Source organism: Rhizobium sp. 01T417 (assembly GCF_056398905.1).
Map to the genome: position 1 here is coordinate 1 of NZ_JBFTQH010000017.1, position 26,985 is coordinate 26,985.

22 protein-coding genes, 1 tRNA gene and 1 pseudogene are annotated in these 26,985 nt (G+C 60.2%); 10 read left to right on the top strand and 14 right to left on the bottom strand.

Going from position 1 to position 26,985, the window contains the following annotated elements; translation table 11 throughout:
• Positions 1–169: pseudogene (locus AC1DPR_RS17550) on the top strand (IS481 family transposase); the annotation flags it as partial.
• Positions 170–207: 38 nt separating this feature from the next.
• On the opposite strand, the gene AC1DPR_RS17555 reads toward AC1DPR_RS17550, so the two are convergent.
• The 4 genes from AC1DPR_RS17555 to xylF form a co-directional block, all read right to left on the bottom strand.
• Positions 208–284 (bottom strand) — tRNA-Arg (locus AC1DPR_RS17555).
• Between the two features lie 129 nt (positions 285–413).
• Positions 414–1,196, bottom strand: coding sequence for an ATP-binding cassette domain-containing protein (locus tag AC1DPR_RS17560; RefSeq protein ID WP_018857493.1), 783 nt, complete (start codon positions 1,194–1,196; stop codon positions 414–416).
• A 15-nt stretch (positions 1,197–1,211) separates the two neighbouring features.
• Positions 1,212–2,522 (bottom strand): sugar ABC transporter permease, encoded by a 1,311-nt coding sequence (locus tag AC1DPR_RS17565; protein ID WP_025662836.1) that lies wholly within the window; start codon positions 2,520–2,522, stop codon positions 1,212–1,214.
• 252 nt (positions 2,523–2,774) lie between these two features.
• Positions 2,775–3,815, bottom strand: a complete 1,041-nt coding sequence (xylF, locus tag AC1DPR_RS17570) for a D-xylose ABC transporter substrate-binding protein (protein WP_018116461.1) — start codon at positions 3,813–3,815, stop codon at positions 2,775–2,777.
• Positions 3,816–4,040: 225 nt separating this feature from the next.
• Here xylF and AC1DPR_RS17575 point away from each other — a divergent pair, with 225 nt between their 5' ends.
• On the top strand, positions 4,041–5,264 hold the full coding sequence (locus AC1DPR_RS17575) for an ROK family transcriptional regulator (RefSeq protein WP_018857495.1): 1,224 nt from the start codon (positions 4,041–4,043) through the stop codon (positions 5,262–5,264).
• A gap of 92 nt (positions 5,265–5,356) precedes the next feature.
• On the opposite strand, the gene iolG is transcribed toward AC1DPR_RS17575, so the two are convergent.
• Positions 5,357–6,349, bottom strand: a complete 993-nt coding sequence (gene iolG, locus AC1DPR_RS17580) for an inositol 2-dehydrogenase (protein WP_018857496.1) — start codon at positions 6,347–6,349, stop codon at positions 5,357–5,359.
• A 154-nt stretch (positions 6,350–6,503) separates the two neighbouring features.
• On the opposite strand from iolG, the gene AC1DPR_RS17585 reads away from it, so the two are divergent.
• The gene (locus AC1DPR_RS17585; protein WP_018857497.1) at positions 6,504–6,767 is read left to right on the top strand and encodes a hypothetical protein; all 264 of its coding nucleotides are present in this window, start codon (positions 6,504–6,506) and stop codon (positions 6,765–6,767) included.
• Here AC1DPR_RS17585 and AC1DPR_RS17590 read toward each other — a convergent pair whose 3' ends face one another.
• On the bottom strand, positions 6,768–7,253 hold the full coding sequence (locus AC1DPR_RS17590; RefSeq protein ID WP_018857498.1) for a hypothetical protein: 486 nt from the start codon (positions 7,251–7,253) through the stop codon (positions 6,768–6,770).
• A 54-nt stretch (positions 7,254–7,307) separates the two neighbouring features.
• Positions 7,308–8,315, bottom strand: coding sequence for a LysR family transcriptional regulator (locus AC1DPR_RS17595; RefSeq protein WP_018857499.1), 1,008 nt, complete (start codon positions 8,313–8,315; stop codon positions 7,308–7,310).
• A gap of 272 nt (positions 8,316–8,587) precedes the next feature.
• Here AC1DPR_RS17595 and chvE point away from each other — a divergent pair, with 272 nt between their 5' ends.
• The 5 genes from chvE (at position 8,588) to AC1DPR_RS17620 (ending at position 15,107) form a co-directional block, all read left to right on the top strand.
• Positions 8,588–9,652 (top strand): multiple monosaccharide ABC transporter substrate-binding protein, encoded by a 1,065-nt coding sequence (gene chvE / locus AC1DPR_RS17600; RefSeq protein WP_018857500.1) that lies wholly within the window; start codon positions 8,588–8,590, stop codon positions 9,650–9,652.
• A 98-nt stretch (positions 9,653–9,750) separates the two neighbouring features.
• Entirely contained in the window at positions 9,751–11,289 is a 1,539-nt protein-coding gene (gene mmsA / locus AC1DPR_RS17605) for a multiple monosaccharide ABC transporter ATP-binding protein (protein WP_025660466.1), read from the top strand.
• Positions 11,286–12,494, top strand: coding sequence for a multiple monosaccharide ABC transporter permease (mmsB, locus tag AC1DPR_RS17610; protein ID WP_025660465.1), 1,209 nt, complete (start codon positions 11,286–11,288; stop codon positions 12,492–12,494). Before mmsA ends, mmsB begins: the two co-directional genes overlap by 4 nt.
• 112 nt (positions 12,495–12,606) lie before the next feature.
• Positions 12,607–13,602: an AraD1 family protein gene (gene araD1, locus AC1DPR_RS17615; protein ID WP_026371821.1), complete on the top strand. Its 996-nt coding sequence runs from the start codon at positions 12,607–12,609 to the stop codon at positions 13,600–13,602.
• A gap of 71 nt (positions 13,603–13,673) precedes the next feature.
• On the top strand, positions 13,674–15,107 hold the full coding sequence (locus AC1DPR_RS17620; protein WP_113471119.1) for an aldehyde dehydrogenase family protein: 1,434 nt from the start codon (positions 13,674–13,676) through the stop codon (positions 15,105–15,107).
• A gap of 81 nt (positions 15,108–15,188) precedes the next feature.
• Here AC1DPR_RS17620 and AC1DPR_RS17625 read toward each other — a convergent pair whose 3' ends face one another.
• The 6 genes from AC1DPR_RS17625 to AC1DPR_RS17650 all read right to left on the bottom strand — a co-directional run bounded on the left by AC1DPR_RS17625 (position 15,189) and on the right by AC1DPR_RS17650 (position 21,923).
• On the bottom strand, positions 15,189–16,013 hold the full coding sequence (locus tag AC1DPR_RS17625) for a transglutaminase family protein (RefSeq protein ID WP_477816811.1): 825 nt from the start codon (positions 16,011–16,013) through the stop codon (positions 15,189–15,191).
• Positions 16,014–16,024: 11 nt separating this feature from the next.
• Positions 16,025–16,966 (bottom strand): alpha-E domain-containing protein, encoded by a 942-nt coding sequence (locus AC1DPR_RS17630; RefSeq protein ID WP_018857506.1) that lies wholly within the window; start codon positions 16,964–16,966, stop codon positions 16,025–16,027.
• Positions 16,966–18,375: a circularly permuted type 2 ATP-grasp protein gene (locus AC1DPR_RS17635; RefSeq protein ID WP_018857507.1), complete on the bottom strand. Its 1,410-nt coding sequence runs from the start codon at positions 18,373–18,375 to the stop codon at positions 16,966–16,968. The genes AC1DPR_RS17630 and AC1DPR_RS17635 overlap by 1 nt, the downstream gene beginning before the upstream one ends.
• Before the next feature lie 313 nt (positions 18,376–18,688).
• Positions 18,689–19,330 (bottom strand): bleomycin resistance protein, encoded by a 642-nt coding sequence (locus AC1DPR_RS17640; RefSeq protein ID WP_018857508.1) that lies wholly within the window; start codon positions 19,328–19,330, stop codon positions 18,689–18,691.
• A 202-nt stretch (positions 19,331–19,532) separates the two neighbouring features.
• Positions 19,533–21,215 carry a DEAD/DEAH box helicase gene (locus tag AC1DPR_RS17645; protein WP_477816812.1) on the bottom strand — a complete coding sequence of 561 codons (1,683 nt, stop codon included), beginning with the start codon at positions 21,213–21,215 and terminating at the stop codon, positions 19,533–19,535.
• 321 nt (positions 21,216–21,536) lie between these two features.
• On the bottom strand, positions 21,537–21,923 hold the full coding sequence (locus AC1DPR_RS17650; protein ID WP_082728539.1) for a hypothetical protein: 387 nt from the start codon (positions 21,921–21,923) through the stop codon (positions 21,537–21,539).
• A 283-nt stretch (positions 21,924–22,206) separates the two neighbouring features.
• On the opposite strand from AC1DPR_RS17650, the gene AC1DPR_RS17655 reads away from it, so the two are divergent.
• On the top strand, positions 22,207–25,053 hold the full coding sequence (locus AC1DPR_RS17655) for a response regulator (protein ID WP_113471117.1): 2,847 nt from the start codon (positions 22,207–22,209) through the stop codon (positions 25,051–25,053).
• On the opposite strand, the gene mnmC2 is transcribed toward AC1DPR_RS17655, so the two are convergent.
• On the bottom strand, positions 25,043–25,759 hold the full coding sequence (gene mnmC2, locus AC1DPR_RS17660; protein ID WP_477816813.1) for a tRNA (5-methylaminomethyl-2-thiouridine)(34)-methyltransferase MnmC2: 717 nt from the start codon (positions 25,757–25,759) through the stop codon (positions 25,043–25,045). The genes AC1DPR_RS17655 and mnmC2 overlap by 11 nt on opposite strands.
• Between mnmC2 and AC1DPR_RS17665 the strand changes: the two genes are divergently transcribed.
• Entirely contained in the window at positions 25,758–26,936 is a 1,179-nt protein-coding gene (locus AC1DPR_RS17665; RefSeq protein ID WP_113471115.1) for an NAD(P)/FAD-dependent oxidoreductase, read from the top strand. The genes mnmC2 and AC1DPR_RS17665 overlap by 2 nt on opposite strands.
• The last annotated feature ends 49 nt before the right edge of the window (positions 26,937–26,985 follow it).

Sequence of the window (26,985 nt, forward strand, 5' to 3'; positions counted from 1 at the left end):
CAGTCTGGTCTTCGCCGGTCAGGCCGTCGGCATCAAACAGGTCGAAGACAATATCTGGCTGACAAGCTTTATGGACTACGATCTGGGATACTTCGATGATGAGACATGCAGGCTTGAACCTTTGCCGAACCCTTTCGGTCCAAAAGTGTTACCTATGTCTCAGGAATAAAACGTAACCTATGTGTCCAGAACGGACCCGAGAGTTAGTGGCGCACCCGACAGGATTCGAACCTGTGACCTTTGGAATCGGAATCCAACACTCTATCCAGCTGAGCTACGGGTGCATGCCGAGGCGCTTGAATCGCCTTGTCCGATGCGAGGTTCTTAGCCTAGCTTCTCGCTGGCTTCAATCTACAAAATGAAAAGTCCGCCGTTCTTGCGGGCGGCGGACTTTTATGTCTCACGTCTGCGGGTCAGGCCTGCATGGCGCCGGGGCCGGGGATGGCCTTTGGCGGCACCTTGCCGAGGATGATCATGCCGAGCACTTCGTCCTTGGTGACATCTTCGGTGCGGGCATGGCCGACGACCTGGCCGTTCTTCATCACCGAGACACGATCGGCGAGGTCGAAGACGTCGTGGATGTCGTGGCTGATCAGGAAGATGCCGATGCCTTCCTTCTTCAGCTGCTTGATCAGCTCGCCGACCTGCGCCGTTTCCTGGGGCCCGAGAGCCGCCGTTGGCTCGTCCATGATCAGGATGCGGGCATCGAAGAGGATCGCGCGGGCGATCGCCACAGACTGCCGCTGGCCGCCGGAAAGTGCTTTCACCGGCTCCTTGAAGCGGCGGAAGTTGGGGTTGAGGCGGCCCATCACCTCACGCGCGGAGGCTTCCATGGCGACGTCATCGAGCGTGCCCCACTTCGTGCGGATCTCGCGGCCGAGATAGAGGTTGGCGGCGGCATCGACGTTATCGGCGACGGCGAGCGTCTGGTAGATCGTCTCGATGCCGTACTTCTTCGCATCGCGCGGATTGCGGATGTCTGCCGGCTCGCCATTAATCAGGATCTCGCCGCTGTCGCGCTTGTAGGCGCCGGAGAGGATCTTGATGAGCGTCGACTTGCCGGCGCCGTTGTGGCCGAGAAGGGCGACGACTTCGCCGGGGTAGAGATCGACCGAAGCATTGTCCACAGCGTGGATGCCGCCGAAGGAGATCGAGATGTTTTTCATTTCCACAAGGGGAGTGCGTTGATCAGTCATATCTAGGACTCCTCTTTACTTCGACCGCGAGCGATAGACGGTGTCGAGCCAGACGGCAACGACAAGCACGGCGCCCACGACAACATTTTGTATGGGCGTGTCGACGTTGGCGAGGCCCATCCCCGATTGCAGCGACTGCATGACCAGCGCGCCGAGCATTGCGCCGGCGATCGTACCGGTGCCGCCGGCGAGCGAGGTGCCGCCGATGACGGCTGCGGCGATCGTATAGAGCTCGTAGGTCGTGCCTTGCGAGTTGGCGGCGGCGTTGAGGCGGGCGGTCGAGATCGCCGCGGCGACAGCCGCGAGAAAGCCCATAAGCGCGAAGATCCGGACGGCGACCCAGCGGGTCTTGATGCCGGCGAGCTCGGCTGCTTCAGGGTTGCCACCGATCGCGAAGACGTAGCGGCCGAAGCGCAAGCGGGTGGCGATGAAGGTCATGACGATGCCGACGAGAATGGCGATCAGCACCGGCACGGCGATGCCGTAGGAGATGAAGAGCCCCGTTTCCGGCCAGGCGATGTTGTTGGCTTCGGCGTACTTCTTGGCGATCGCCACCGGCCAGTAATAGATGGTGGACACCCAGATGGCGCCAAGGACTAGGGTGCAGCCGAGAACTGCCAAGAAATACTCTGCCCAGAGCGGACGGCGTGGGAAGTTGAAACGCTTGCGCTGGTGGCGCGAGCCGATGATGCCGACGACGATCAGCACACAGGCGACAAGCCCGATGATCCAGCTCCACGTGGCTCCGACAGCCCCTTCAGCGCCGCCGCCCATAATGCGGAACGTCGTGTCGAGAGGTGCGACCGTCTGGCCCGATGTCACGTACCAGGCAAGACCGCGCCAGGCGAGGAAGCCGCCGAGCGTGACGATGAAGGAGGGGACACCCAGGAAGGCGATGATGACGCCCTGGAAAAGACCGATCAGCGTTCCGGCAACCAGACCGCAGACCAACGTGATCAGCCAGGTCCAGGAGTTGTCGAAGCCGAGGTACTGCGGCAGGAATTTCGCCTGGACGACGCCCATGATCATGGCGACAAGGCCAAGCATGGAGCCGATCGACAGGTCGATGTTGCGGGTGACGATGACAAGCACCATGCCGGTCGCGAGAACCGCGATTTCGGTCGTCTGGACCGAGAGGTTCCAGAGGTTGCGCGGCGTCAGGAAGAGCCCGCCGGTGTAGAGATGAAAGCCGATCCAGATGACGAGCAGCGCGGCGACCATGCCAAGCAGGCGCGTGTCGATCTCGGTTGCGCGCAGGAAGCGCGTAAAAGCGTTGCCCTCCGCCGAGCGCGGATGGCTCGATGAGGATTGCGTGATGTTTGCCATGGGTTTGCCGTTTCCCCCATTGTTTGGGCCGTGGCGCGGGTGCCCGAAAAGCCCGAACCGAGGTTGCCCTGTTCTTGAATTGACCACCGAGAGACTTCCGAAATGGCCGCTCAAGGCGCGGCACTATTCTGGCAGGGAATCAAAGCGTTCGGTGCGTTACGAGGCGGGAGTGTCCGTGGAGGAGGCACCATCCGCATCCGGCGCCGCAACGAGACCGCTGCGGCGCCGGCGTGTTGATTGACCTGGCGAAGATTAATCGCAGGCCTTGACGCTGCCGGCCTTTACGCCCTGGCAAGCTTCAGCCTTGGAAATCCAGCCGGCGTCGATGACGACGTTCAGGTTGTCCTTGGTGATGGCCTCCGGCTTCAGGAAGATCGACTGCATCTTCACCTTCTTCGGGCCGCCCTCGAAAGTGGTGACACCGTCGATCTTGTCCATCGTCTTGCCACCAGCGAGGTCGAGCGCGATTTCAGCAGCGCGCTTGCCGAGTTCGCGCGAGTCCTTCCAGACGGAAACCGTCTGAGTACCAAGCGCGATGCGGTTCAGAGCAGCCTTGTCGGCGTCCTGCCCCGAAACCGGAACGGTGCCTGCCATGCCCTGTGCGTCGAGCGCGGCAACAGCGCCACCGGCGGTGCCGTCGTTCGAAGCAACAACGGCGTCAACCTTGTTGTTGTTGGCGGTCAGGAACTGCTCCATGTTACGCTGGGCGTTCTGCGGCAGCCAGCCGTCGGTGTAGGCTTCGCCGACGTTCTTGATCTTGCCGGCATCGACAGCAGCCTTCAACACTTCCATCTGGCCCGAGAACAGGAAGTCCGCGTTCGGGTCGGACGAAGAACCCTTGATGAAGACGTAATTGCCTTCCGGCTTGGCCTTGAATACGCCTTCGGCCTGCAGGCGACCGACTTCCTTGTTGTCGAAGGTGATGTAGAAAGCAGCCGGATTTTCAATCAGGCGGTCGTAGCCGACAACCGGAATGCCTTCAGCAGCAGCCTTTTCGATGGCAGGGCCGATAGCATCGCTATCCTGGGCGAGAACGATGAGTGCATTCGCGCCCTGCGAAATCAGCGATTCAACATCGGTCAGCTGCTTTGCGGCAGACGACTGCGCATCAGCGGAAATGTACTTTGCGCCCTTGGCTTCGAGGGCCTTCTTGATGGCGGCTTCGTCGGTCTTCCAACGCTCTTCCTGGAAGTTCGACCAGGAAACGCCGACGACGAGATCAGCTGCCATTGCGGCGGTGTGCACCGACACGAGGATGGCCGCCCCGGCCATCAGCTTCAAAACAGACTTCATAAATATCCTCCCGAGTGAATAGCGGCCAGCCCCAGCCAGTGGTTCCTCCGGCCGCCGCGGTTCGCTGGCGAGAAATTTGAATTATTTTCTCGACAGTCGAGAAATTAAGTGTCAGAGATTTTTTCAACTGTCAACACCGCACTACCGGCTTCGTTGCGTCGCGAAAAAATTGCTGGAGATGGGGTGTGAGCGAGGGCGGAATGCGAGGGGGAGAGGCCGGCATATATGCTGACCAAGTCGAGCACGGAGTTGGTCCGGCAGAGAAACAGCGTCCTTGTATTAGCTGCGCTTCGACGACATGGGGCGCTGGCGCATACAGAGATTGCCGACTTTACGAAGCTTTCCTCCGCGACGATTTCAGCAATCACGGCTGACCTCGAAAAAGCGCAAATCATTGAAAAATCCGAGCAGCAGCCAAGTAGCGGAAGAGGGCGTCCGCGCGTGCTGTTTCGACAGCGGCGCGACTGCGGCTACCTTGTCGTCGTGATCATTTCATCGGACGGCGTGCAATATTCGCTGGTCGACTACGCAGGCAAACTCATCGACCGGTTCAGCGAGGAAAGGTCGCATGATCCCGCCGGTGCCGAGCGGTTTATTGCCTCTATTAAACAGGGGCTTGCGCGCATTCTTTCACGCTCGAAGCTGCCCCAGGAAAGGGTGCTGCTGATATCGATCAGCAGCAAAGGTCTGGTGCATCCGACCGACCCTGTACTGGTGTGGTCGCCGATTTTCGGCAGCAATCAGATCGACTTCGAATCGGCCTTGCGGCCGGATTGGCAGGCCAGGATTTTTCTGGGGAACGAGACCCAGCTCGTCGCAGCCGCACTCGGCGCACATGAAGCGAATGCGAGGCCGGTTGATTTTCGGTCGCTCGCCGCCTTGTCGCTCGGACATAGTGTCGGGCTCGGCATCGTCCGGAGCACGGGGCCGGGCGAGCGTGAAGTGTCGGCCCCAAATTTTGGACATATGTTGCATATGGCAAACGGCGGCCTTTGTCGCTGCGGCAGCAGGGGATGCATCGAGGCTTATGCTGGCTTCTACGCCATTTTGCGCATGGCCTTCGAAGTGCCGCTCGACACGATCCCAGCCAAGTTCGTGCCGGTCGCCGGGCTCGACAAGATCGCCGCCCAAGCGCGACAGGGGCACCGCATGTCTGCCTTGGCATTCAGGCAGGCCGGTATTGCACTCGGAAATGGGCTTTCGCGTCTGCTAAGTCTGACAGAACGCATGCCGATCGCCATCACCGGGCCGGGAACGCGTTACTATGATCTGTTGCGACCGGGGATCGAGGAAGGGCTTGGCCAGACGCATGTCGTGCGGATGGAGGGAATGCCGGAGATCCGAGTCGTTCCCGACGAATCGATCCTCGTGTTCGAGGGTCATCTCGACCGGGCATTGTCGGTGATCGATCAGGAGCTGGTCTTGTCCGGTATCCAGGGATCGGATTAGCGGTGCGCCTAGCGGATCGTGCAGATGGAACGAGAAATGGCCGGGCAGGGACCCGGCCATTTCACAGGTGGCTTTCGGTCGGGAGAGGGCCGTCAGCCAATCTTGATGAGCTTGCCTTCCTTGACGGACTGCACGGCGGCATCGGCAAGCGCGAGGGCAGCCAGGCCATCGGCGCCCGACGGCGAGATGGTCGCGCCCTTTTCGATTGCGGCGATGAAGCTCGCGATCTCGTTGGCGTAAGCTTCGGTATAGCGAGTCATAAAAAAGTCATGCAGCGGCGGACGGGTATAGCCGTCGCCGTTGGCGACCTCGATCGAGACCGGACGCTGGTTCTCGGCAGCGACCATGCCCTTCGAGCCATGCACTTCGATGCGCTGATCGTAGCCGTAGGTGGCACGGCGGGAATTGGAGATGATTGCCTGCTTGCCGGATTTGGTCCGCAGGATCACGGAAACGCTGTCGTAGTCGCCGGCTTCGCCGATCGCCTTGTCGACGAGGACGGCGGCGGTCGCGCTGACGGCAACCGGCTCTTCGCCGAGCAGGAAGCGGGCCATGTCGAAGTCATGGATCGTCATGTCGCGGAAGATGCCGCCCGAACGCTTGATGTAATCGACTGGCGGGGCGCCAGGATCGCGCGAGGTGATCGTTACCATTTCGACATCGCCGATTCGGCCATCATCGATCGTCTTGCGAACAGCCATGAAGTGCGGGTCGAAGCGTCGGTTAAAGCCGACCATCAGCTTCGCCTTGGTCTCGTCGACGACCTTGATGCAGGCCTTGACGCGGGCAACGTCGAGATCGATTGGCTTTTCGCAGAAGATCGCCTTTCCAGCGCGCGCGAATCGCTCGATCAGTTCGGCGTGGGTGTCGGTCGGGGTGCAGATGACGACGGCGTCGATATCCTTGGCGGCTTCGATCGCGTCGATCGTGCGGACCTCGCAGCCGTAAGCCGATGCGATCGCTTCGGCGGCCTGCGGAAAGGCGTCGGCGACGGCAACGAGCTTGGCATTGGCATCGCCGCTGACGGCCTTCGCATGAACCTTGCCGATACGGCCGGCGCCGAGAAGACCAAATCTGACTGTCATGAGAACCTCCCTTGAATTCGGAACAAATGAACCGAACTGTGATGCTTGTGGAATTTTCATTCCATTTAATGGTTGCCGCGTCAAGCCCGGCGCTCTTTCACATTTACGGAATCCATCCTAAAGACATGTCATCGAAATACCGCGCGGGATAAATATGCAACTCATCGATCCGAACCATCCGGCCTATCGCCCGCTGTGGGCTCGCATCCTGATTGTGGCCGTTTGCTTTGGCTGGGCGCTGGTCGAAATGATCACCGGCGATCCATTCTGGGCGGTCCTGTCGGGCGGCGCAGGCGTCTATGCGGCCTATATGCTGTTCTGGAACTACAAGCCGCAGTCGCCGGAGGCGGACACGGCGCCATCTCCCGATGACGCGGAAGAGGCAGAAGATACAGAAGCCAAGAAGGACGCTGACTAGTCAGCGGGCAAGGTGGCGCAGCGCCTGGTCGATCAGCAGGTTCGCTATCGTCATCCGCTTGGTGGCGTTCTCGCGGAACAGCGGGTTGACGCGATCGGGATGGTTCTGCTTGGCAAAGGCGCGGCGCTTTTCGCTGAGGCTCTGGGCTGTATCACGCGCAGAAATGTCCAGTTCGGCCGCGATATCTTCAGGCGCGATGCGCTCGAGGTGATCGGGCATCACCGGCTCGGGCTCTGGTTCAGGAGGCGGCAAGGGCTCAGGCGACCGCTCGGCCACGGTCTCCGATGCGGCGAATTCCATTGTCTCGAAATATGCCTGGTTGGGTCGCGCTGACGACGCCGAGACGCCTTCCATGACGTCGAACGCGAGGCCGGTATTGAGACCGCTTACGCGGGCGGCGGCGGGTGCATCCTGTTCGACGGTTTCATCGTCCTCCGCCTTCAGGCGGTCGAGCACGGACTGGAACACGGATTGGCCGAACAGCATGATTGCCTCCCTTGGAGGGGCGCATTAGATCCGAACAAGGTGGTGCAAGGCTTGTCAGAGCACTCCCGCCTTCTTGCTTTCGGCCAGTACCAGGTCATAAAGCAGCCGTGCGCTCGGGGGCAGCGCACGTTCCTTGACCGTTATCAGGCTGTAGGGCCTGACGTTGATCTCGAAATCGATCGGCAACACCCGCACATCCGAAGCCTTCGACCGATGGGTCGCCAGGAACTGCGCCACATCGAGCGCGATCGGCGCGATCGCATCCGTCTGGCAAACCGTCGCACAGGTGAGCAGCAGCGAAGAGGTGTTGACGATATTTTCCGGGAGCAGCACGCCGCGAGAAAGGAAGAGGTCCTCGATCGTCCGGCGCAGGAGCGTTCCCGCTGGTTGGAAAACCCAATCATATTGTGGAAGGTCCTCGAGGGAGGCGACCTTCTTCTTCAAGAGCGGATGGCCGCCCCGTACGATCAGACAGGCCTTCTCCACGCCGATTTCCTGGACCTGGAAGAGGCGCGGGTTGAGATCATCGGGAATGCGGCTGATGATGAAGTCATGCTGGGCGGCGAGCAACTCGCGGGCAAGCACGTTGCTCGTTTCAACCTGTATGGTGACCTCTATGCCGGGTAGGGCGCTTCTAACGCGCTTTATCGCCGGCACGACCAGGCTCATGGCTGGGGCAGTGACGGCGCCGATAAAGACGGTACCTCCCTTGCCCGTTTTGAGTTCGGCGATTTCCCGGCCCGCCTCGCGCAGCTCGAGCATGATCTTGCGCGCGCGTCTGGCAAGCGCCTGTCCGAAGGTCGTCAGCACGACGCCGCGTGCCACGCGTTCGTAAAGTGGCGTCTTAACGATCGATTCCATTTCGGACAGGATTCGCGAGGCTGCCGGCTGTGAAATGTTCAGCGCTTCGGCCGCCGCGGAAATCTGCCCGCTATCTTCGATTGCGACGATCATTCGCAGATGATTCAGCTTGAGGCCCAATCGCAAAAAGGCGTCATCGGCAAAGATATCCGTATGAATGTCGACGTGACCATGCGTCTGCGGGTCCGAAATGATCGCCATGGTTGCGGCCTCCCATCCGCGTTCCATTAAAAGTAATACTTTTTAACGATATACCAAAATTGTTATGCACTTTACCAGTTATTCTATTTGACAGTTATGGGATTCCATACCAGTTTGCCGCCGTGTGCTGGTTGGCATTCAACACGTGAGAGCGTGGAGGAGACCTACTTCGTTTCTCACCATCTGAAGTAATTATCCAAGACGGAACCTGCCACAGTTTCGGGGCGGGCGATTTTTCGCACGCGCGTTTATTAACTAAGGGAGAGAGAGATATGAAATCCATTATCTCGTTGATGGCAGCGGCGGCCTTTGGCGTCGCTTCGTTCGTTATGCCGGCTTTGGCAGCCGACAAGGGCACTGTCGGCATTGCGATGCCCACGAAGTCGTCCGCTCGCTGGATCGACGACGGCAACAACATCGTCAAGCAGCTCCAGGACGCTGGCTATGCCACCGACCTGCAGTACGCTGACGACGACATTCCGAACCAGCTGTCTCAGATTGAGAACATGGTCACGAAGGGCGTTAAGGTTCTCGTCATCGCCGCTATCGACGGCACGACGCTTTCCGACGTTCTCCAGAAGGCTCACGACGCAGGCATCAAGGTCATTGCTTATGACCGTCTGATCCGCGACTCGGGCAACGTCGACTATTACGCAACGTTTGACAACTTCAAGGTTGGCGTTCTGCAGGCAACCTCCATCGTTGACGCCCTCGGCCTCAAGGATGGCAAGGGCCCGTTCAACATCGAGCTCTTCGGCGGTTCGCCGGACGACAACAACGCCTTCTTCTTCTATGACGGCGCAATGTCTGTTCTGCAGCCTTACATCGATAGCGGCAAGCTGGTCGTAAAGTCCGGCCAGACCGGCATGGACAAGGTTGGGACGCTGCGTTGGGACCCGGCAACGGCCCAGGCTCGTATGGACAACCTGCTCTCGGCTAACTACACCGACGCGAAGGTCAATGCAGTTCTGTCGCCTTACGACGGTCTGTCCATCGGCATCATCTCGTCGCTGAAGGGCGTTGGTTACGGTTCCGGCGATCAGCCGCTCCCGGTCGTTTCCGGCCAGGACGCTGAAGTCCCGTCGGTCAAGTCGATCATCGCTGGCGAGCAGCACTCCACGATCTTCAAGGACACCCGTGACCTCGCAAAGGTTACCGTCGGCATGGTCAACGCTCTGATGGAAGGCAAGGAGCCTGAAGTCAACGACACCAAGACCTACGACAACGGCGTCAAGGTCGTTCCGTCCTACCTGCTGACCCCGGTCGCAGTTGACAAGACCAACTACGAGAAGATCCTCGTAGAAGGCGGTTACTACAAGGCTGACCAGCTGAAGTAATAATTGTACCAAGTTGGCCGGAACCCCCTGCTTGCGGGTTCCGGTCTTCAATTTTATGATCGCCGCGTCCCTTTGGCTGCTGGCGTTGGATTATGACCATGGACAACACAATCCTCGAAATGCGGAACATCACCAAGACGTTCCCAGGCGTAAAGGCGCTTGAGAATGTGAACCTAAAGGTTCGACAGGGTGAGATCCACGCATTGGTGGGTGAAAATGGGGCCGGCAAGTCGACCCTTATGAAAGTTCTCTCCGGCGTCTACCCAGCCGGAACCTACGACGGCGATATTGTCTACGAAGGCGACGTCCGTCATTTCAAGGCGCTCAAGGATTCCGAAGAAATCGGCATCGTCATCATTCACCAGGAACTGGCACTGGTGCCGCTCCTGTCGATCGCCGAAAACATCTTCCTCGGCAACGAAGTTGCTCAGAATGGCATCATTAAGTGGCAAGAAGCCTTTAAGCGTACGAAAGAGCTGCTGAGCAAGGTTGGCCTCAAGGAGTCGCCGGAAACGCTCGTCACCGACATCGGCGTTGGCAAGCAGCAGCTGGTCGAAATCGCCAAGGCGCTGTCTAAGAGCGTGAAGCTGCTGATCCTCGATGAGCCGACGGCGTCACTCAACGAAAAGGATTCCGATGCACTGCTGGACCTCCTGATCGAGTTCCGCAACCAGGGCCTGACGTCGATCATCATCACGCACAAGCTCAACGAAGTTCGCAAGGTCGCTGACCAGATCACGGTTCTGCGCGACGGCATGACCGTCAAGTCGCTCGACTGTCAGACCGAAGAGATCAGCGAAGACATCATCATCAAGAACATGGTGGGCCGCGAACTCGCCGATCGTTATCCGCCGCGCTCCGTGCCGATCGGCGAAACGATCCTCGAGGTGAAGAATTGGAACGCTTTCCACCAGCATCACCGTGACCGCCAGGTTCTGCACGACATCAACGTCACCGTCCGCAAGGGCGAAGTGGTTGGCATCGCGGGCCTGATGGGCGCCGGCCGTACCGAATTCGCAATGAGCCTGTTCGGCAAATCCTATGGACACAAGATCCATGGTGACGTGTCGATGCACGGCAAGCCGGTCGATGTCAGCACCGTTCGCAAGGCCATCGACGCGGGTCTTGCCTATGTGACCGAAGACCGCAAGCATCTTGGTCTCGTACTCGGCGAGAACATCGTTCACAACACGACGCTCGCCAATCTGGCCGGGGTCTCGAAAGCCACGGTCATCGACACCATCAAGGAATCGAAGATCGCATCGGAATACCGCTCGAAGCTGCGCATCCGTAGCTCCAGCATCTTCCAGGAAACGGTCAATCTCTCCGGCGGCAACCAGCAAAAGGTTGTGCTGTCGAAGTGGCTGTTCTCCGACCCCGACGTCCTGATCCTGGACGAACCCACCCGCGGTATCGATGTCGGTGCAAAATACGAAATCTATACTATCATCAACCAGCTCGCAGCCGATGGTAAGGGTGTTCTGATGATCTCATCGGAAATGCCGGAACTGCTTGGTACGTGCGACCGCATCTACGTCATGAATGAAGGACGTATCGTTGCGGAACTGCCAAAGGGAGAGGCGAGCCAAGAAACCATCATGCGCGCTATCATGCGCTCAGGGGAGAAGAAACAATGACTCCGGTCAACCCTTCAGCCACCGAGGAAAGCAACGTCGTTTCCGTTGCGGACTATATCCGCGCCAACATTCGCGAATACGGCATGCTTATCGCGCTCGTCGCGATCATGGTGTTCTTCCAGTTCTACACGGGCGGCATTCTGTTCAAGCCGGTCAACCTAACGAACCTCGTTCTGCAGAACTCGTTCATCGTCATCATGGCGCTCGGCATGCTGCTCGTCATCGTGGCCGGCCACATTGACCTTTCGGTCGGATCCATCGTTGCCTTCGTCGGCGCGGTGGCGGCTATCATGACCGTCAACTGGCAGATGAACTTCGTACTTGCGGGCATTCTCTGCCTGGTCATCGGTGGCGCCATCGGTGCTGCGCAAGGCTACTGGATCGCGTATCACCGCATTCCGGCCTTCATCGTCACGCTCGCCGGCATGCTCGTCTTCCGCGGCCTGACGCTGTTCGTTCTGGGCGGCAAGAACATCGGCCCGTTCCCGAAGGACTTCCAGGTTATCTCGACGGGCTTCCTGCCAGGCGAAATGATCGATATCGCCGGAATTCCGCTGCATTCCACGTCGCTGGTGCTGACCGTGCTGGGAACTGTCGTGCTCTTCTATCTCGCCTGGCGTCGCCGCAAGGTCAACGAGAGCCATGGCATCGATGTCGAGCCTTATGGCTTCTTCATCGCCCAAAACGTAATCATTTCGTTGGCGATCCTGTTCCTTGGCTTCCAGCTTTCCACCTACAAGGGCCTGCCGAACGTTCTCGTCGTCATGCTCGTGCTGATCGCGGCCTACACCTTCGTGACGCGCCGTACCACGATCGGTCGCCGCATCTACGCAATGGGCGGCAACGAGAAGGCAACCAAGCTGTCCGGTATCAACACCGAGCGCCTGAGCTTCTACACCTTCGTCAACATGGGTGTCCTGGCTGGTCTCGCCGGCATGATCATCGCGGCTCGCCTGAATTCGGCGACCCCGAAGGCAGGCGTTGGCTTCGAGCTTGACGTTATCGCGGCCTGCTTCATCGGCGGAGCTTCGGCATCCGGCGGCGTTGGCAAGATTACCGGTGCCGTCATCGGCGCGTTCATCATGGGCGTCATGAACAACGGCATGTCGATCGTCGGTCTCGGCATCGACTTCCAGCAGATGGTCAAGGGACTGGTGCTTCTCGCCGCCGTCTTCTTCGATGTCTACAACAAGAACAAGGGCTAAGCGCTCCGGCGCTGCCCAGGCATTCGCAGTCATGTGAACTTGCCAATCCGGCTCATTCTGGGAGCCGGATTGGCGAAGCATTTTCCGCGTTATCGAAAAAAGGATGAAGACCGTGCTGATTTCGCAGATCAAGGGTTCGAACGGAGAGATCATTGTCGCCGTGCGCGAGCCGGGCGGTACCGCGAAGGCCGTCAAGAACGCAGGCAGCGTCTATGCGCTGGCCATGGAAGCCGCAAACGGCGGCAAGTCGCTGTTGCAGGTGATTGAAGCACACGGCCTCGGCGATGCAGTCGACCTCGAAAAGGCTTATGCCGAAGGCAAGTTTCTGCCGCCGATGACGCATCCCGACGCTGCGCACCTGCATCTGACGGGCACGGGGCTGACGCATCTAGGCTCGGCTGCAACGCGCGATTCCATGCACAAGAAGACCTCCGAGGCGGCTGAAGAAACCCTCACCGACTCGATGAAGATGTTCAAGATGGGTCTCGAGAACGGCAAGCCGAAGGCCGGCGAGAAGGGCGTTCAGCCCGAGTGGTTCTACAAGGGCAACGGCTACGGTTCGGCTGCTCCGGGCGCGCCGCTCGTTTCTCCCTCCTTCGCGCTCGATGGCGGCGAAGAGCCTGAAATGGCGGGGATCTACGTCGTTGCGGAAGACGGCACACCCTTCCGCATCGGCTTTGCGCTGTCGAACGAGTTTTCCGACCACGTGACCGAGCGGATCAACTATCTCTACCTCGCGCACTCCAAGCTGCGCCCGGCAAGCTTTGGCCCGGAAATCCGCATTGGCGTTGCGCCTGAGGATATCCGCGGCACCTCGCGCATCAAGCGCGGCGACAAGGTGATCTTCGAAAAGCCGTTTCTGTCGGGCGAAGCGAACATGTCGCACACGTTCGCCAACCTCGAATACCATCACTTCAAGTACGGCCTGTTTCGTGTGCCCGGCGACGTCCACGTCCACATGTTCGGCACCGCGACGCTCTCCTTCGCGGAAGGCATCAAGGCTGAAGAGGGTGACGTCTTCGAAATCGAAGTCGCCGAATTCGGCTTGCCGCTGCGCAACCCTCTGAAGATTGCCGCCGAAGAAGAGATTGCCGTCAAGCAGCTCTGATTTCGCAAGGCCCGGCCGCTTCGGCGGCCGGACCGTTTTTAATGGAACGGTGAAGGAGGCCCAGTCGGCCCATGACCATTTATAAGAACCTCATTGCCGGCGAATGGGTCGGCACGGACGCTACGAAGAACATCAATCCGTCGGATACCAACGAGGTCGTTGGCCTCTATGCGGATGGTTCGGCCGAAGACACGAAGAATGCGATCGCCGCCGCCAAGGCTGCTTTCCCGGCTTGGTCGCGCTCCGGCATCTGGGAGCGTCATGTCATCCTGAAGACGGCCGGCGACGAGATCATGGCTCGCAAGGACGAGCTCGGCGCTCTGCTGGCCCGCGAAGAAGGCAAGACGCTTCCCGAGGCAATCGGCGAGACCATTCGTGCATCGCAGATCTTTGAATTCTTTGCCGGCGAAGCGCTGCGTCTTGCAGGCGAGGTCATCCCGTCTGTTCGCCCGAATATTGGCGTCGAGATCACCCGTGACCCGCTCGGCGTCATCGGTATCATCACGCCCTGGAACTTCCCGATCGCGATCCCCGCCTGGAAGATCGCGCCGGCGCTCTGCTACGGCAATACCATCGTCTTCAAGCCGGCCGAACTCGTCCCGGGCTGCTCGTGGGCGATCGTCGACATCCTGCACCGTGCCGGCCTGCCAAAGGGCGTGCTGAACCTCGTCATGGGTAGGGGTTCGGTTGTCGGCCAGGCCATGCTCGACAGTCCTGATGTTACGGGCATCACCTTTACCGGTTCCACCGGTACCGGCCGCCGCGTCGCTAGCGCCTCGATCGAGCATAACCGCAAGTTCCAGCTGGAAATGGGTGGCAAGAACCCGATGGTCGTCCTCGACGATGCCGACCTTGGCGTCGCCGTCGAAGCAGCCGCCAATTCCGGTTTCTTCTCCACCGGCCAGCGTTGCACGGCGTCTTCTCGCCTGATCGTTACCGAAGGCATCCACGACAAGTTCGTCGCGGCGCTAACGGAAAAGCTGCAGACGCTTGTTGTCGACAATGCGTTGAAATTGGGCACGCACATCGGCCCCGTGGTCGATGAAAAGCAGCTGAAGACCGACACCGACTATATCGAGATCGGCAAGAAGGAGGGCGCCAAGCTCGCCTTCGGCGGCGAACTCGTCACCCGCGAAACGCCCGGCTTCTACCTGCAGCCGACGCTGTTCACGGAGGCCACGAACCAGATGCGCATTTCGCGCGAGGAAATCTTCGGACCGGTTGTCTCGGTCATCCGCGTCAAGGACTACGAAGAAGCGCTGGCAACCGCCAACGACACGCCATTCGGCCTGTCTGCCGGTATCGCCACGACGAGCCTCAAGCACGCGACGCATTTCAAGCGAAACTCCGAAGCGGGCATGGTGATGGTCAACCTGCCGACCGCAGGCGTGGATTTCCACGTTCCGTTCGGTGGCCGCAAGGGATCGTCCTACGGTCCGCGCGAGCAGGGCAAATACGCGGCCGAGTTTTACACGAGCGTCAAGACGGCCTATACGCTGGCCTAACGATGGCCCAAAACGATCCGAGCCGCTATGCGGCGGCTCGGACAACGGTATCTCGATATGAGTTCTTCGGAAGCCAGCCCTTCAGCTCTGGCTCTGGCTTTGCATCTGCCCCCGATCTTCAACCTTGACCACGACAGAGAGCTTTTCCCCCGGCGTGCCGATGCGCATGCCTGAAACGGGAGCCGCATCGCGGTAGCAGAGGCCGGAGGCGACACGCACATAGCGTGCGTCGGGGCAGATATTGTTGGCCGGATCGAAGCCGACCCAACCGAGGCCCGGGAGGTGCGCTTCGGCCCAGGCGTGGGTCGCCGACTGCTCGATCTTCTCTTCCATCATCAGGTAGCCGGAAACGTAGCGGGCCGGCACGCCGAGGCTGCGTGCGGCGGCGACAAAAATATGGGCATGGTCCTGGCAGACGCCGCTCTTCTTCTCAAGCGCTTGCTCAGCCGTGGTCTCCGTGTCGCTGGTCCCAGGCAAGTAGGTCACGGTCACATGTATGCCGGACATCAGCGCGTGCATGCGAGCAAGCTCGTTCTCGCCGCTCACACCCTTGGTGAGTTCCTTGATCAGCTTTCCGGACTTCGTCCTCGGCGTTTCACGCAGGAAAAGCCAGAGCGGGCAGAAGCCGCTATGGGGGCCGAGTACCCCATTTCGATCTTCCGTTTCGACCTCGCCTTCGGCCACGATGCGTGTCGCCCGCTGCTCGCCTTCCAGCGAGACGAGGTTGACGTGGTTGCCAAACTGATCGTCGTATTCGACTTCGGGCCTAGCGCCCTCAACCTGCAGCGACCAGTTGATGACTGACTGTCCGGGAACGGAGAGCGGCGTCAGCCGCAGCCGCTGCAGCGAGAAGGCCGCCGGTTCTTCGTAGTGATATTCGGTGACGTGGCTTATCTTAAGCTTCATCTCATGCCCGCCTATGCATAGAACCGGTAACCATCGGAAATTTCCATGCCGAGCTGGTTGTTGCGTGTGACGAAATCTTCCAGAAATTCATGCAGGCCCTGATCCATGATCTCCTTGATGGCACGTGTCTGGAGTGTCTTGCGGATGGAATCGGCCGTATCATGCGCCGGCAGCCGCTCACCGTAATCCTTGGCGAGATAGCCGAGTTCGCTGACGATCTTCTCGTAGCAATAGGCGAGCGAACGCGGCATCTGGCCGTTCAGGATCAGGAAGTCGGCGATATTCATCGACCGATATTCGCCGTCATACGCCCAGCTGTAGGAGCGGTGGGCGGAGACGGAACGCAGGATCGATTCCCACTGGATGTTGTCGATCGACGTGCCGACGGCCGAGACCGAGGGCAGGAGCACATAATACTTCACGTCGAGAATACGGCTCGTATTGTCCGCGCGCTCGATGAAGGTTCCGATGCGGGCGAAATTGTAGAGTTCGTTTCTGAGCATCGAGCCGTGGAAGGCACCGCGGATCAGCCCGGCGCGATGCTTGATGGCATCGATTGCCTCCGGCATCTCGGCGGCCTTCAGCCGCTTCGAAAGTAGCGATTTTAGCTCGATCCAGAACTCATTGGTCGCTTCCCAGGTCTCGCGGGTCAGGGCGGTGCGCACCATGCGGGCGTTGTTTCGCCCGTAGTCGACGCAGGACATGACGCTTGAGGGATTGGAGCGGTCTCGCAGCAGGTAGTCGATCGCGTCGGCGCTCGTCAGCTTGCTGTGCCCCTCGTCAAAGGTCTCGCGCACGCCGGCGCTTTGCAGGACGCCGTCCCAGTCGTCGTCGCCGGTTCCGCTTCGGGTCAGCGACATGCGCAGGCCGGCATCGATGAGGCGCGCTATGTTTTCTGCGCGTTCGATGTAACGGAACATCCAGTAGAGTCCGTTTGCAGTTCTTCCGAGCATCAGTCCTCCAATACCCAGGTATCTTTTGTGCCGCCGCCCTGGCTGGAATTGACCACCAGCGAACCCTCTTTCAGGGCCACGCGCGTCAATCCGCCGGGAATGATCTGCACCTTGTCGGAGACGAGAACATATGGCCGCAAGTCCACGTGACGTGGCGCAATGCCTTTGTTGACGAGGATCGGCACGGTCGACAGCGAAAGTGTTGGCTGCGCGATGTAGTTGGCGGGCTTCGCCTTCAACTTCTCGGCAAAATCGGCGCGCTCCTTCTTGGTCGCCGTCGGGCCGACCAGCATGCCGTAGCCGCCGGAGCCGTGTACCTCCTTGACCACGAGTTCCTCGAGGTGCTCGAGCACGTATTTGAGGCTCTGCGGCTCGGAACAGCGCCAGGTCGGCACGTTTTCGAGGATCGGCTTGCGTCCGGTATAGAATTCGACGATCTCGGGCATGTAGGAATAGATCGCCTTGTCGTCCGATATGCCGGTGCCCGGCGCATTGGCGATGGTGATGTTGCCGGAACGATAGACATCCATGATGCCGGGGATGCCGAGTGCTGAATCCGGCCGGAAGGTGAGGGGATCGAGGAAGTCGTCGTCGACGCGGCGGTAGAGCACGTCGATCGCCTCATAGCCGCGGGTCGTGCGCATCTTCACCTTGCCGTCGATGACGCGGAGGTCCGAGCCTTCGACAAGCTCGACGCCCATCGTGTCAGCCAGGAACGAGTGCTCGTAATAAGCCGAGTTGTAGATGCCGGGTGTCAGGACCGCAACGCGTGGCTTGCCCTTGCAGCCCGGAGGCGCGAGCGATGCCAGGCTCTGGCGCAGCAGATAGGGATAGTCTTCGACCGGCCGGACCTTGTTGGCATGAAACAGGTCCGGAAACATCTGCATCATCGTTTCACGGTTTTCCAGCATGTAGCTGACACCGGAGGGTGTGCGGGCGTTGTCCTCCAGCACGTAGAACTCGTCCTCGCCGGTGCGCACGATATCAGTGCCGACGATATGCGTGTAGACGCCGCCGGGCGGCCGGAAGCCGATCATCTCGGGCAGGAAGGCGTCATTCCTCTCGATCAGTTCGCGCGGTATGCGACCGGCGCGGATGATTTCCTGCTTGTGGTAGATGTCATCGAGAAAAGCGTTGAGGGCGATTACCCGCTGCTCGATACCCTGTGCGAGCTTGCGCCATTCGCGACCTGAGATGATGCGGGGGATGATGTCGAAGGGAATGAGCTTTTCGGAAGAGTCTGCGTGTCCGTAGACCGCGAAGGTAATGCCAGTCTTGCGGAAGATGTTCTCCGCGTCCCGGGATTTTGCAATCAGATGCGCTCGATCTTGGTTACTGTACCACTCAAAGTATTTTTCATATGGCTGTCGCGGACTTTCGCCCCCGGTGATCATTTCATCAAATGCCAAAGGTGTGGCTCCCCTTTTTTGTTCATTTGAATACAACGCAAATGGCAATGCAAGAACCATGCACAGTTTGAACGCGAGATTCGTGAATCCTTCTCGAGGGCCAAAACAGACGAAAAACTGGGCATTTATCGATAGCTGGCGTCGACACGCCCGCCGTCAATCCTCAGCGTCCGCTCAAAATGTGAGCAGATGAACATTTTCGAGCCGAAAACCGATTCAATTTCGGGCTGAGCGCCGGGTATACGGTTGCGCGAGCATCAGGGAAACTTCAGGTAAGCATCAATGCTTCAGATACGACCGAGCTGCAGCGGGCTTAGGTCGCCTCGCCTGAAAACGCGATCAGGTTTCCGTCGGGGTCCTGCACGATGAAGCTGCGTGCGCCCCATGGCTCGGTGCGCAGGGGCTGGTGGAACGATGCGCCGGCGGCCTGATACTCCAGGTACAGCCGCTTCGGATCGTCGGCCGTTAACGTTGCGGAGAGGGCGTCGACTTCTCGCGCTCTGAAGCCAGCGTCGAAGACCGGCCCGCCGACCTTTCGCAGGTTCAGGCGCGCGCCGTCGCGAAACACCTGGGCATAAAATGGCGGCTCTCCGTACTGGAACGCCACTTCAAAACCCAGTTTCCGAACATAGAACTGGCACGAGGCAATGATATCGGAGACGAAGAGTTGCGGCTCCGCGGAGAGGACGAGCGGACGTCTACTGTCCGACGCTTTCGATTTCGTCATGGTTTCGATCCCTTTGACCAGCGCCGGCCAATCCGTAAAGCCATGCTTTCGGGCAACAAGCTCCTGAGCATCGCTGAGCTTGAAGTCGGCGTCCAATATTTCTCGATCGCTTTGATCTCGATATCTGGGCAGGATCCACCTGATCTGCGCCGCAACCGGATAGTACCGTTCGCGATGCCATCGCAGGTATGTCTTGGCTTGTTTTCTGAGGTTTTCGATATTTGGCATGGGCGCGGCTTACGTTTGACTTTGTCGTACGTAGGCGGGCAATGCCCCTCCGGCCCGAAGCCGACGCGCCCTACAGCAGCACCAGCATGCTAATGCAATGGGCCAATTGCCACAAGGCGAGATTGTAAGGCCGCGGGATCATTTGGCGTCGTGAGACGCGTATTGCAAAGGGCGGGATTTCTCCCGCCCTTTCTTTTTTCAATTAGGCGCGTTCACGGCGCTGACCGTTGCCACCGCGCGACGGACCGCCGCGACGGTTTCCGCCGTTGCCTTCGCGACGTTCGCCGCCGTGGGCCTGCGCGCCACGATCTTCACCGTGTTTGCGGGCCGGGCGGCCGTGCGCATTGCGGGCGCCGCCGCCGGGATGATGACGGTTCTCGCCATTGGCATGGTTGCCATGCTGGGGGCGCTGCGGCTTGCGGGCCGGACGGAAGTCCGACGTTGCCGCCAGATCGTTGTCGGGGCCGGACGTCATCGGCGTAGCCTCGCCACGGCGCTGGCCGCGGAAGTCTTCGTTGCGCTGGGTTTGGCGCTCAGGACGCGGACGACGCTCGCGGCGCTCCTCATTGTTGGCGCGGACTTCGTCGCCAGCTTCAGGGCGCGGACGACGCTCCGGGCGGCCACCTGCACGATGGCCTTCGCCACGGCGCTCACCGCCACGGTTTTCACCACCACGACCCTGGCCGCGGTGGCCGCCATTGCCATTGCTGTTGCCACTGCCATTGCCGCGGCGCGGAGTGGCGTTCATGTTGGCAGGCGCTTCACCACTGGCTACAGCGATGTTGATGTTCATCAGGCGTTCGATGTCGCGCAGGAGACGGGTTTCGTCAGGTGCACAGAAGGCGATCGCGATGCCGTCACGACCAGCGCGGGCCGTACGGCCGATGCGGTGGACGTAGGCATCCGGAACTTCCGGCAGGTCGTAGTTGTAGACGTGGCTGACGGCCGGGATGTCGATGCCGCGGGCGGCAACGTCGGTCGCAATCAGCGTCTTGACGTCGCCGTCACGGAAGGCCTTGAGGGCGCGCTCGCGCTGGCCCTGGCTCTTGTTGCCATGGATGGAAGTGACCGAATAGCCAACGTGGTCGAGGTGCTTCATCAGCTTCTCGGCGCCGTGCTTGGTGCGCAGGAAGACGATCGCGCGTCCGTCAGGGTTCTCGGTGAGTGACTTCTTTAGGAGGTCCGTCTTGTCGTTCTTGCCGTTGACGAAGTGGACATACTGCTCGACCTTGTCGGCAGCCTTGCCCGGAGGTGTCACTTCGACGGTGACCGGGTCCGTCAGGTATTCGCCGGCGAGGTCGGCGATCGATTTCGGCATGGTTGCCGAAAACAGCATCGTCTGGCGCTTCTTCGGCACCATCTTGGCGATCTTGCGCAGGTCGTGGACGAAGCCGAGGTCGAGCATCTGGTCGGCCTCGTCGAGAACGAGGTAGCGTACGGCGGTGAGGCCGATGGCGCGGCGGGCGACGAGGTCGAGCAGGCGGCCGGGCGTGGCAACGAGGATGTCGGTGCCCTTTTCGAGCTGCAGCTGCTGCTTGTTGATCGAGACGCCGCCCACGACGACGTTGATGCGCAGGTGCGACTTGCGCAGGAAGTTCTTAAGGTTCTGGGCGATCTGGTTCACCAGTTCGCGGGTTGGGGCGAGGATCAGCGTACGGGTGGTACGGTTGTCCGGACGCCGCTCTTCAGGGATGATCTTTTCGATGATCGGCAGGCCGAAGGCGGCCGTCTTGCCGGTGCCTGTCTGAGCAAGGCCGATAAGGTCGCGGCCTTCGAGAAGAAGCGGGATCGCCTTTTCCTGAATGGGGGTCGGCTTTTCGATGCCGAGCTGGAAAAGTGTGGCGACGATCGGCTTGGAGATGCCAAGCGATTCAAAATTGGTCAAGTCATAACCTTTTTAGGGCGCGCCAAAAAAATCGGCCGGATCGCAAAATGCGGCCCGGTGTCATTCTGGCGTCAAGAACCCCGCGTGAAGTGGGAACTTGTCTTGTTGGAAAAAGCTTTCCAGCGCTTCTTGCCCGCGTCTTGGGATGCGGCCTGTACGAAATGCGCTTTTGCCCTTCTTCCTGCTCCTATTTGCTGGCAGGGGCACGCTCACGCGGCGGCCGGAAGGTGAAAGCTGGCCTGCATTTGGTCTAGTTGGGGCCAAAAGTCAAGAGCACAGGCTCAACGCCCACCGCAGCGACACCCTATGCCAGCGCCGTTCTCAGTAGCAGACCCGTGTCCGGTAAGCGTCGCCCCAACCGTTGTGCCGCCATACGATATGGCACCGAGGCGCGTAGTAGTACCGCGAATAAGGCCTGTAATAGCTCCGATATGCCGGCCTGTAGTAGCCCCCATAATAGGGTTGGTAGTACGGCCTATAGTAGGACCTGTAATACGGCCGATAGTACGGTCGATAGTATGGGCCCGGATAGCCGTAATAGGCGTAGGGGCGCCCAACCTGCGACAGCAGCAGGCCGCCGACTGCTCCAACGGCAACGCCTCCCCAGAAGTCATGATTGGCGTTCGCGGGCGTTGCCGGGATGAGGGTTGTACCCGTCAGGGTCAATGCCATTAAGCCCGCCGCCATGCTTTTATGAAGTACGGACATGGTCGTCTCCTTTCGTAGACGATGCTTGTTCCTGAAGCCGTCAGGCGAAACCGTTCGGGTATACGGGCCAACTGAACGAGTTCATTTTAGAAACGAGTGAAACTATACCACAGTTCCGCAGGGTTTATTCGGTTTGAACTGCTGCATCGCAGCGGCCGCGCCGGCGCTAGAGCACAGGTTACCTGCGTCCTGCAGGGTGCCGCTGCATTATGGTTAAAGGGTTGTTAAAGAGCGCCCGTTATACTTGCTCGATGAGTAAGCTTTTCCTGACTGAGGACCAACTTTGACATCGAGCGGGGACCTTCTCGAGCTGGCCTGCCGCCGGATCGCGGATCTGGAGCGCCCCGCCTATGTCAAGAACAGCGAGCTTCGCTATGTGGCCGTCAACGAGGCCTATGCATCCTTCTTCGGAAGGGAGATCCCTGATTTCATCGGCTGCCGGAGCCGAGAACTTATCGATACGCCGGAAGAGGAGGCCCGCGAAGACAAGGAGCGGCGCGCGCTCGTCTTCGCGAGTGAGGAAAGTGCCGTTTGTTTGGACAGCAGGGGCTTCGGGCGCGAGCGGGTGCGGATCGAGAGTTTCTCGCCGTCCGAAGACCGCGTCTATGTGCTCGGTATTTTTGAAAGGACAGCTCCACATCAAGACGGCGGCGATCAGCTGACAGGGGCCAAGCCGACGCTTTCGGCATCCGACTTGGCTCGCAGCCGGGCGCTGACGGACGATCTTGAAGGCATTCTTCGTGCTCTCCCAGTCGGTGTCATGATCCTCGACGAAGAGCGCAACGTCCTCTACGCCAATGACGAGTTCTACGATGTCTGGGATCTACCACGTGACGACCGCTTCGACGGCTTGGCCTTCATCGACGTCATCCGTCGCAATCACCAACTCGGTCGCTATGGGGACAGGCTCACGCCGGAGCAGATCCTTGCCCGGCGCGAGAAGCATTTTGCTGCGGAACAGCAGCCGCCAATAGAACTGGGCTGGGTTAACGGCAAGCGGGTCCTGTTCGAGGGCGGCCGCCTTTCCAACGGTCGCGTCCTGCTTTCCTATACTGATGTCACTGCGGTCCGCCAGCGGGAGAAGGAAATTCACGAAACGCGGGCGGCTCTCGCGCATCTCGGCGACTTGATGGAGGACGCGACACGGGCGATGTCGCAGGGCCTCTTGATCGTTCAGGACGGCAACATCCTGCTTGCCAGCGAGCCACTCAGCGAGATCCTCGCCATACCACCTGAATATCTCGCAGTTGGACGGGGGTGGATCGATCTGTTCCGGTTTTGCGCCGAACGTGGCGACTTTCACGGGCAGGAAGATGAAATCCTGCAGAGCTGGCGCGATAACATCGCGGCCAAGAAGCCGATTTCGACGCCGTTCCATGTCGCCGGAGCGCGCTGGGTTAACCTGGATGCGACGATCAGCGAGCGGCAGCACTGGGTTGCGCTGTTCACCGATGTCACCGAAGCGAAGCAGCGTGAGGCCGAGCTTGAGCGGTTGCTATCCCGGGCGGAAGCCGCCGATCGCGTCAAGTCGGAGTTCCTGGCGAATATGAGCCATGAGATCCGAACGCCGATGAACGGCGTTCTCGGAATGGCCGAATTGCTGGCGAAGACCAATCTCGACACGCGCCAGAAGACGTTCATCGATATCATCGCCAAGTCGGGCAACGCCTTGGTGACGATTATCAACGACATTCTCGACTTCTCCAAGATCGACGCCGGCCAGATGACCCTCAGGCGCACGACGTTCGATTTGGTCGAGGCGATCGAGGACGTTACAACGCTCCTGTCTTCGCAGGCGGCTGAGAAGAACATAGAGCTGCTGGTGCGCGCGGCACCCGATTTGCCGTCGGCCGTGATCGGTGACGCCGGCCGCTTCCGCCAGATCATCGCCAATCTCGTCGGCAATGCCATAAAGTTCACCGAGCGCGGTCACGTCCTTGTGGACGTCGGCTTTACGCCGGGCGCGGAAGACGAAATCATGGCGCGCATCCGGGTCGAGGATACCGGCATCGGCATCCCGGGCGACAAGCTCGACTCCATTTTCGACAAGTTCTCGCAGATCGACTCATCCTCCACGCGTCGCCATGAGGGAACCGGGCTTGGCCTTGCCATCACGGCAGGGCTGGTCGACTTGTTCGGCGGCTACCTCGAGGTGGACAGCGAACCGGGGGAGGGCTCGGTCTTTACGGTAAACCTGCCTCTCACCGTGGCAGCGGCGCGCCTTGCTCCAAAGCCCTTGCCGGTCAACGTGACGGGTGCGCGCGTTCTCATCGTCGACGACAACGCGGTCAACCGACAGATTTTGGCCGAGCAGCTGGACCTCTGGGGCTTCGATGGGGCCGCCGCCGAGGACGGACCGGCGGCCATGGCAATAATCGCCGCAGCGAACGAGTTGGGCATCGAGATCGATGCGGTCGTGCTGGATTACCAGATGCCGGGCATGAACGGCGCCGACATCGCACGGAAGCTGCGCGCCGACAGCCGCTTTGAACGGCTGCCGATCATCTTCCTGACCTCAATGGACATTTCCGGGACGGAGAAAGAGTTCGCCGCGCTTAACGGTCAAGCCTATTTGATGAAGCCGGCGCGGGCCAACGTGCTGCGAAACACCATCGTTGACGTCGTGCGGGCAAGTCGCACGAAACAGATCGCTGCGGCGGGGAAGACGGTTCCGGAGGCAGCGCCGCCTCCGCTCGCCAAAGCTGAGCCTTCCGAATGGCCGCCGGCGGAGTTCATCGACGTGCTGGTTGCGGAAGATAACGAAGTCAACCAGATCGTCTTTACGCAGATATTGCAGGAAACCGGCCTCAGTTTTCTCGTCGTCGGCAACGGCGAGGAGGCGGTCGAGGCATGGGATCGCTGCGCACCACGCATCATCATGATGGATGTCTCGATGCCTGTCATGAACGGCCACGACGCGACGCGCGCAATACGCGATCGCGAACGCGTACAAGGTCATCGCGTGCCGATCATCGGAGTGACGGCGCATACGCTGGAGGTCGACCGCGATCTCTGCCTGGACGCCGGAATGGACGATTACATGTCAAAACCGATTAGCCCGGAACTGCTCGAAGAGAAGCTTGCGCTGTGGCTGCGCGCGAGCGAGCAGCACGCGGGGTCTAGGATTTGATGCCGCAGAGCATCTCGCGTTTTCCGGCAAAGCCGGCACGACGCTCCACCGCAAAGCCGGCGGCGATCAGGTTTCGTCGGACAAAGCCGGCCGCCGCATAGGTCGCGAAGGTTCCGCCTGGCTTCGTCTTCTCGCAGACGAGGCGCATCAATTCGTCAGACCACATGTCGGCATTGCGCGATGGGGCGAAGCCGTCGAGATACCAGGCATCGAAGCCGGCTTGCGCGGCCGCGACGCCTTCGAGAGCATGGCCGTGGATAACGCTGAGCGACGTCTGGTCATCGAGCCGCAGGAAGACGCTTGCTTCCGGCGTTTCCGGCCAGGCGGCCGCCAGGGCTTGCCGCTCGATGTCGATCTCGGCCCAATGAGAAAGCGCACGGTCGATTTCCCCACGCCGCATCAGATAAAGTTCAAACGACATGAAGTGTAGTTGCTGCCCGTTGCGCCGAAAGAGTTTCCATTGCCGCCACGTTTCGGCGAAATTCAAACCTGTGCCGAAGCCGAGCTCACCGATCAGGAAGTCGCCGTTATCCTGCCAGCGCTGCGGCAGGCCGTTGCCGGCGAGGAAAACGTGTCCGCATTCCAGCCGGCCATCGGTCTGGCAATAAAAATGGTCGCCAAAGGCCGGTGAATAGGGCATATCGCCGTCGCGCCACTCCAGCGGCTGGTGGGGGCCAGCACTCTTTTCGGGATCAGTATCTGTCATGCCAAAAGCCGATAGTCCGACCGCGCGTTCCGGTCAATCATCGACTGCCCTGCTGATCATCGGTGGCGGTATCATGGGGCTATGGGCAGCGGTTCAGGCGGAACGCCTGGGCATCAATGCATGGCTCATCGAAGCCGGCCGGCTTGGTCACGGCGCGAGCGGCGGTCTGCTCGGGGCGCTGATGCCGCACATGCCGGACAAGTGGAATGCCAAGAAGCAATTTCAGTTCGATGCGCTCGTTTCTCTGGAGGCGGAGATTGCAGCGTTGGAACGGCAGACCGGTCTTTCCGCCGGCTATAGGCGCTCGGGCCGCCTCATTCCGCTGCCGAAGCCGCATTTGCGCGAGATCGCGCTCGGTCATTCCCGGGATGCCAAGCATCGCTGGATCGCCGGCGAGCAGCGCTACCACTGGCGCGTGCTCGACAAGCCTCCCCAGGACAACTGGCTGGACGCAGCGGCAGGTGAAAGCGGCTTCGTGCACGACACGCTTGCCGCCAGAGTCGCGCCGCGGTCGCTCATCGCGCTCCTAGCGGCATCACTGCGCGACGCACGGAGCGTCCGCGTTGCCGAAAACGTTTCGGTCGATGATCTCGCTCTTGAGCGCAAGGTTGCGATTACCAGTGCAGGTGACATTGCTTTCAGACAGTGCATTGTCGCTGCCGGCCACCAATCCTTTCCATTGCTGCAGCGGTATACCGGTGGCCTTGTGAAGCCGCTGGGCCAGCCCGTCAAAGGCCAGGCAGCCCTGCTGAAAGTCGACATAGCCCCGTCCTTGCCGACGATCTTTCGCGACGGGCTGTATATCGTTGCGCATGAGGGCGGCCATGTCGCCGTCGGCAGCACCAGCGAGAATCGCTTCGACGAACCATTCTCGACGGACGAGCAGCTCGACGCGCTGCTTGAGGCATCTGCCCAATTGGTGCCGGCGTTGCGAGGCGCGCCCGTTGTTGAGCGGTGGGCCGGTCTGCGGCCGAAAGCGATCGATCGTGATCCGATGATCGGCGTCCATCCCGACCATGCCGGCCTGATCGCATTGACCGGCGGCTTCAAGGTCAGCTTCGGCCTGGCGCACCGTCTGGCTGCGGCAGCGATCCACCTCGCGGCCGGCCGCCAGCCGCCCTTCGCGCTGCCGGAAAGCTTCTTGCTCGCCAATCACATCTGCGTCGCTTCACGCTAAACGTGAATTAGCACCTCCTGCCTTTCGTTATTCTGTCATGCAAATCACC

Excerpts from the sequence above, each read along its gene's own strand:
- AC1DPR_RS17560 (WP_018857493.1), bottom strand. The coding sequence starts at position 1,196 with ATGACTGATCAACGCACTCCCCTTGTGGAAATGAAAAACATCTCGATC.
- AC1DPR_RS17565 (WP_025662836.1), bottom strand. The coding sequence starts at position 2,522 with ATGGCAAACATCACGCAATCCTCATCGAGCCATCCGCGCTCGGCGGAG.
- xylF (WP_018116461.1), bottom strand. The coding sequence starts at position 3,815 with ATGAAGTCTGTTTTGAAGCTGATGGCCGGGGCGGCCATCCTCGTGTCG.
- AC1DPR_RS17575 (WP_018857495.1), top strand. The coding sequence starts at position 4,041 with ATGCTGACCAAGTCGAGCACGGAGTTGGTCCGGCAGAGAAACAGCGTC.
- iolG (WP_018857496.1), bottom strand. The coding sequence starts at position 6,349 with ATGACAGTCAGATTTGGTCTTCTCGGCGCCGGCCGTATCGGCAAGGTT.
- AC1DPR_RS17585 (WP_018857497.1), top strand. The coding sequence starts at position 6,504 with ATGCAACTCATCGATCCGAACCATCCGGCCTATCGCCCGCTGTGGGCT.
- AC1DPR_RS17590 (WP_018857498.1), bottom strand. The coding sequence starts at position 7,253 with ATGCTGTTCGGCCAATCCGTGTTCCAGTCCGTGCTCGACCGCCTGAAG.
- AC1DPR_RS17595 (WP_018857499.1), bottom strand. The coding sequence starts at position 8,315 with ATGGCGATCATTTCGGACCCGCAGACGCATGGTCACGTCGACATTCAT.
- chvE (WP_018857500.1), top strand. The coding sequence starts at position 8,588 with ATGAAATCCATTATCTCGTTGATGGCAGCGGCGGCCTTTGGCGTCGCT.
- mmsA (WP_025660466.1), top strand. The coding sequence starts at position 9,751 with ATGGACAACACAATCCTCGAAATGCGGAACATCACCAAGACGTTCCCA.
- mmsB (WP_025660465.1), top strand. The coding sequence starts at position 11,286 with ATGACTCCGGTCAACCCTTCAGCCACCGAGGAAAGCAACGTCGTTTCC.
- AC1DPR_RS17620 (WP_113471119.1), top strand. The coding sequence starts at position 13,674 with ATGACCATTTATAAGAACCTCATTGCCGGCGAATGGGTCGGCACGGAC.
- AC1DPR_RS17625 (WP_477816811.1), bottom strand. The coding sequence starts at position 16,013 with ATGAAGCTTAAGATAAGCCACGTCACCGAATATCACTACGAAGAACCG.
- AC1DPR_RS17630 (WP_018857506.1), bottom strand. The coding sequence starts at position 16,966 with ATGCTCGGAAGAACTGCAAACGGACTCTACTGGATGTTCCGTTACATC.
- AC1DPR_RS17640 (WP_018857508.1), bottom strand. The coding sequence starts at position 19,330 with ATGCCAAATATCGAAAACCTCAGAAAACAAGCCAAGACATACCTGCGA.
- AC1DPR_RS17650 (WP_082728539.1), bottom strand. The coding sequence starts at position 21,923 with ATGTCCGTACTTCATAAAAGCATGGCGGCGGGCTTAATGGCATTGACC.
- AC1DPR_RS17665 (WP_113471115.1), top strand. The coding sequence starts at position 25,758 with ATGCCAAAAGCCGATAGTCCGACCGCGCGTTCCGGTCAATCATCGACT.
- mnmC2 (WP_477816813.1), bottom strand. The coding sequence starts at position 25,759 with ATGACAGATACTGATCCCGAAAAGAGTGCTGGCCCCCACCAGCCGCTG.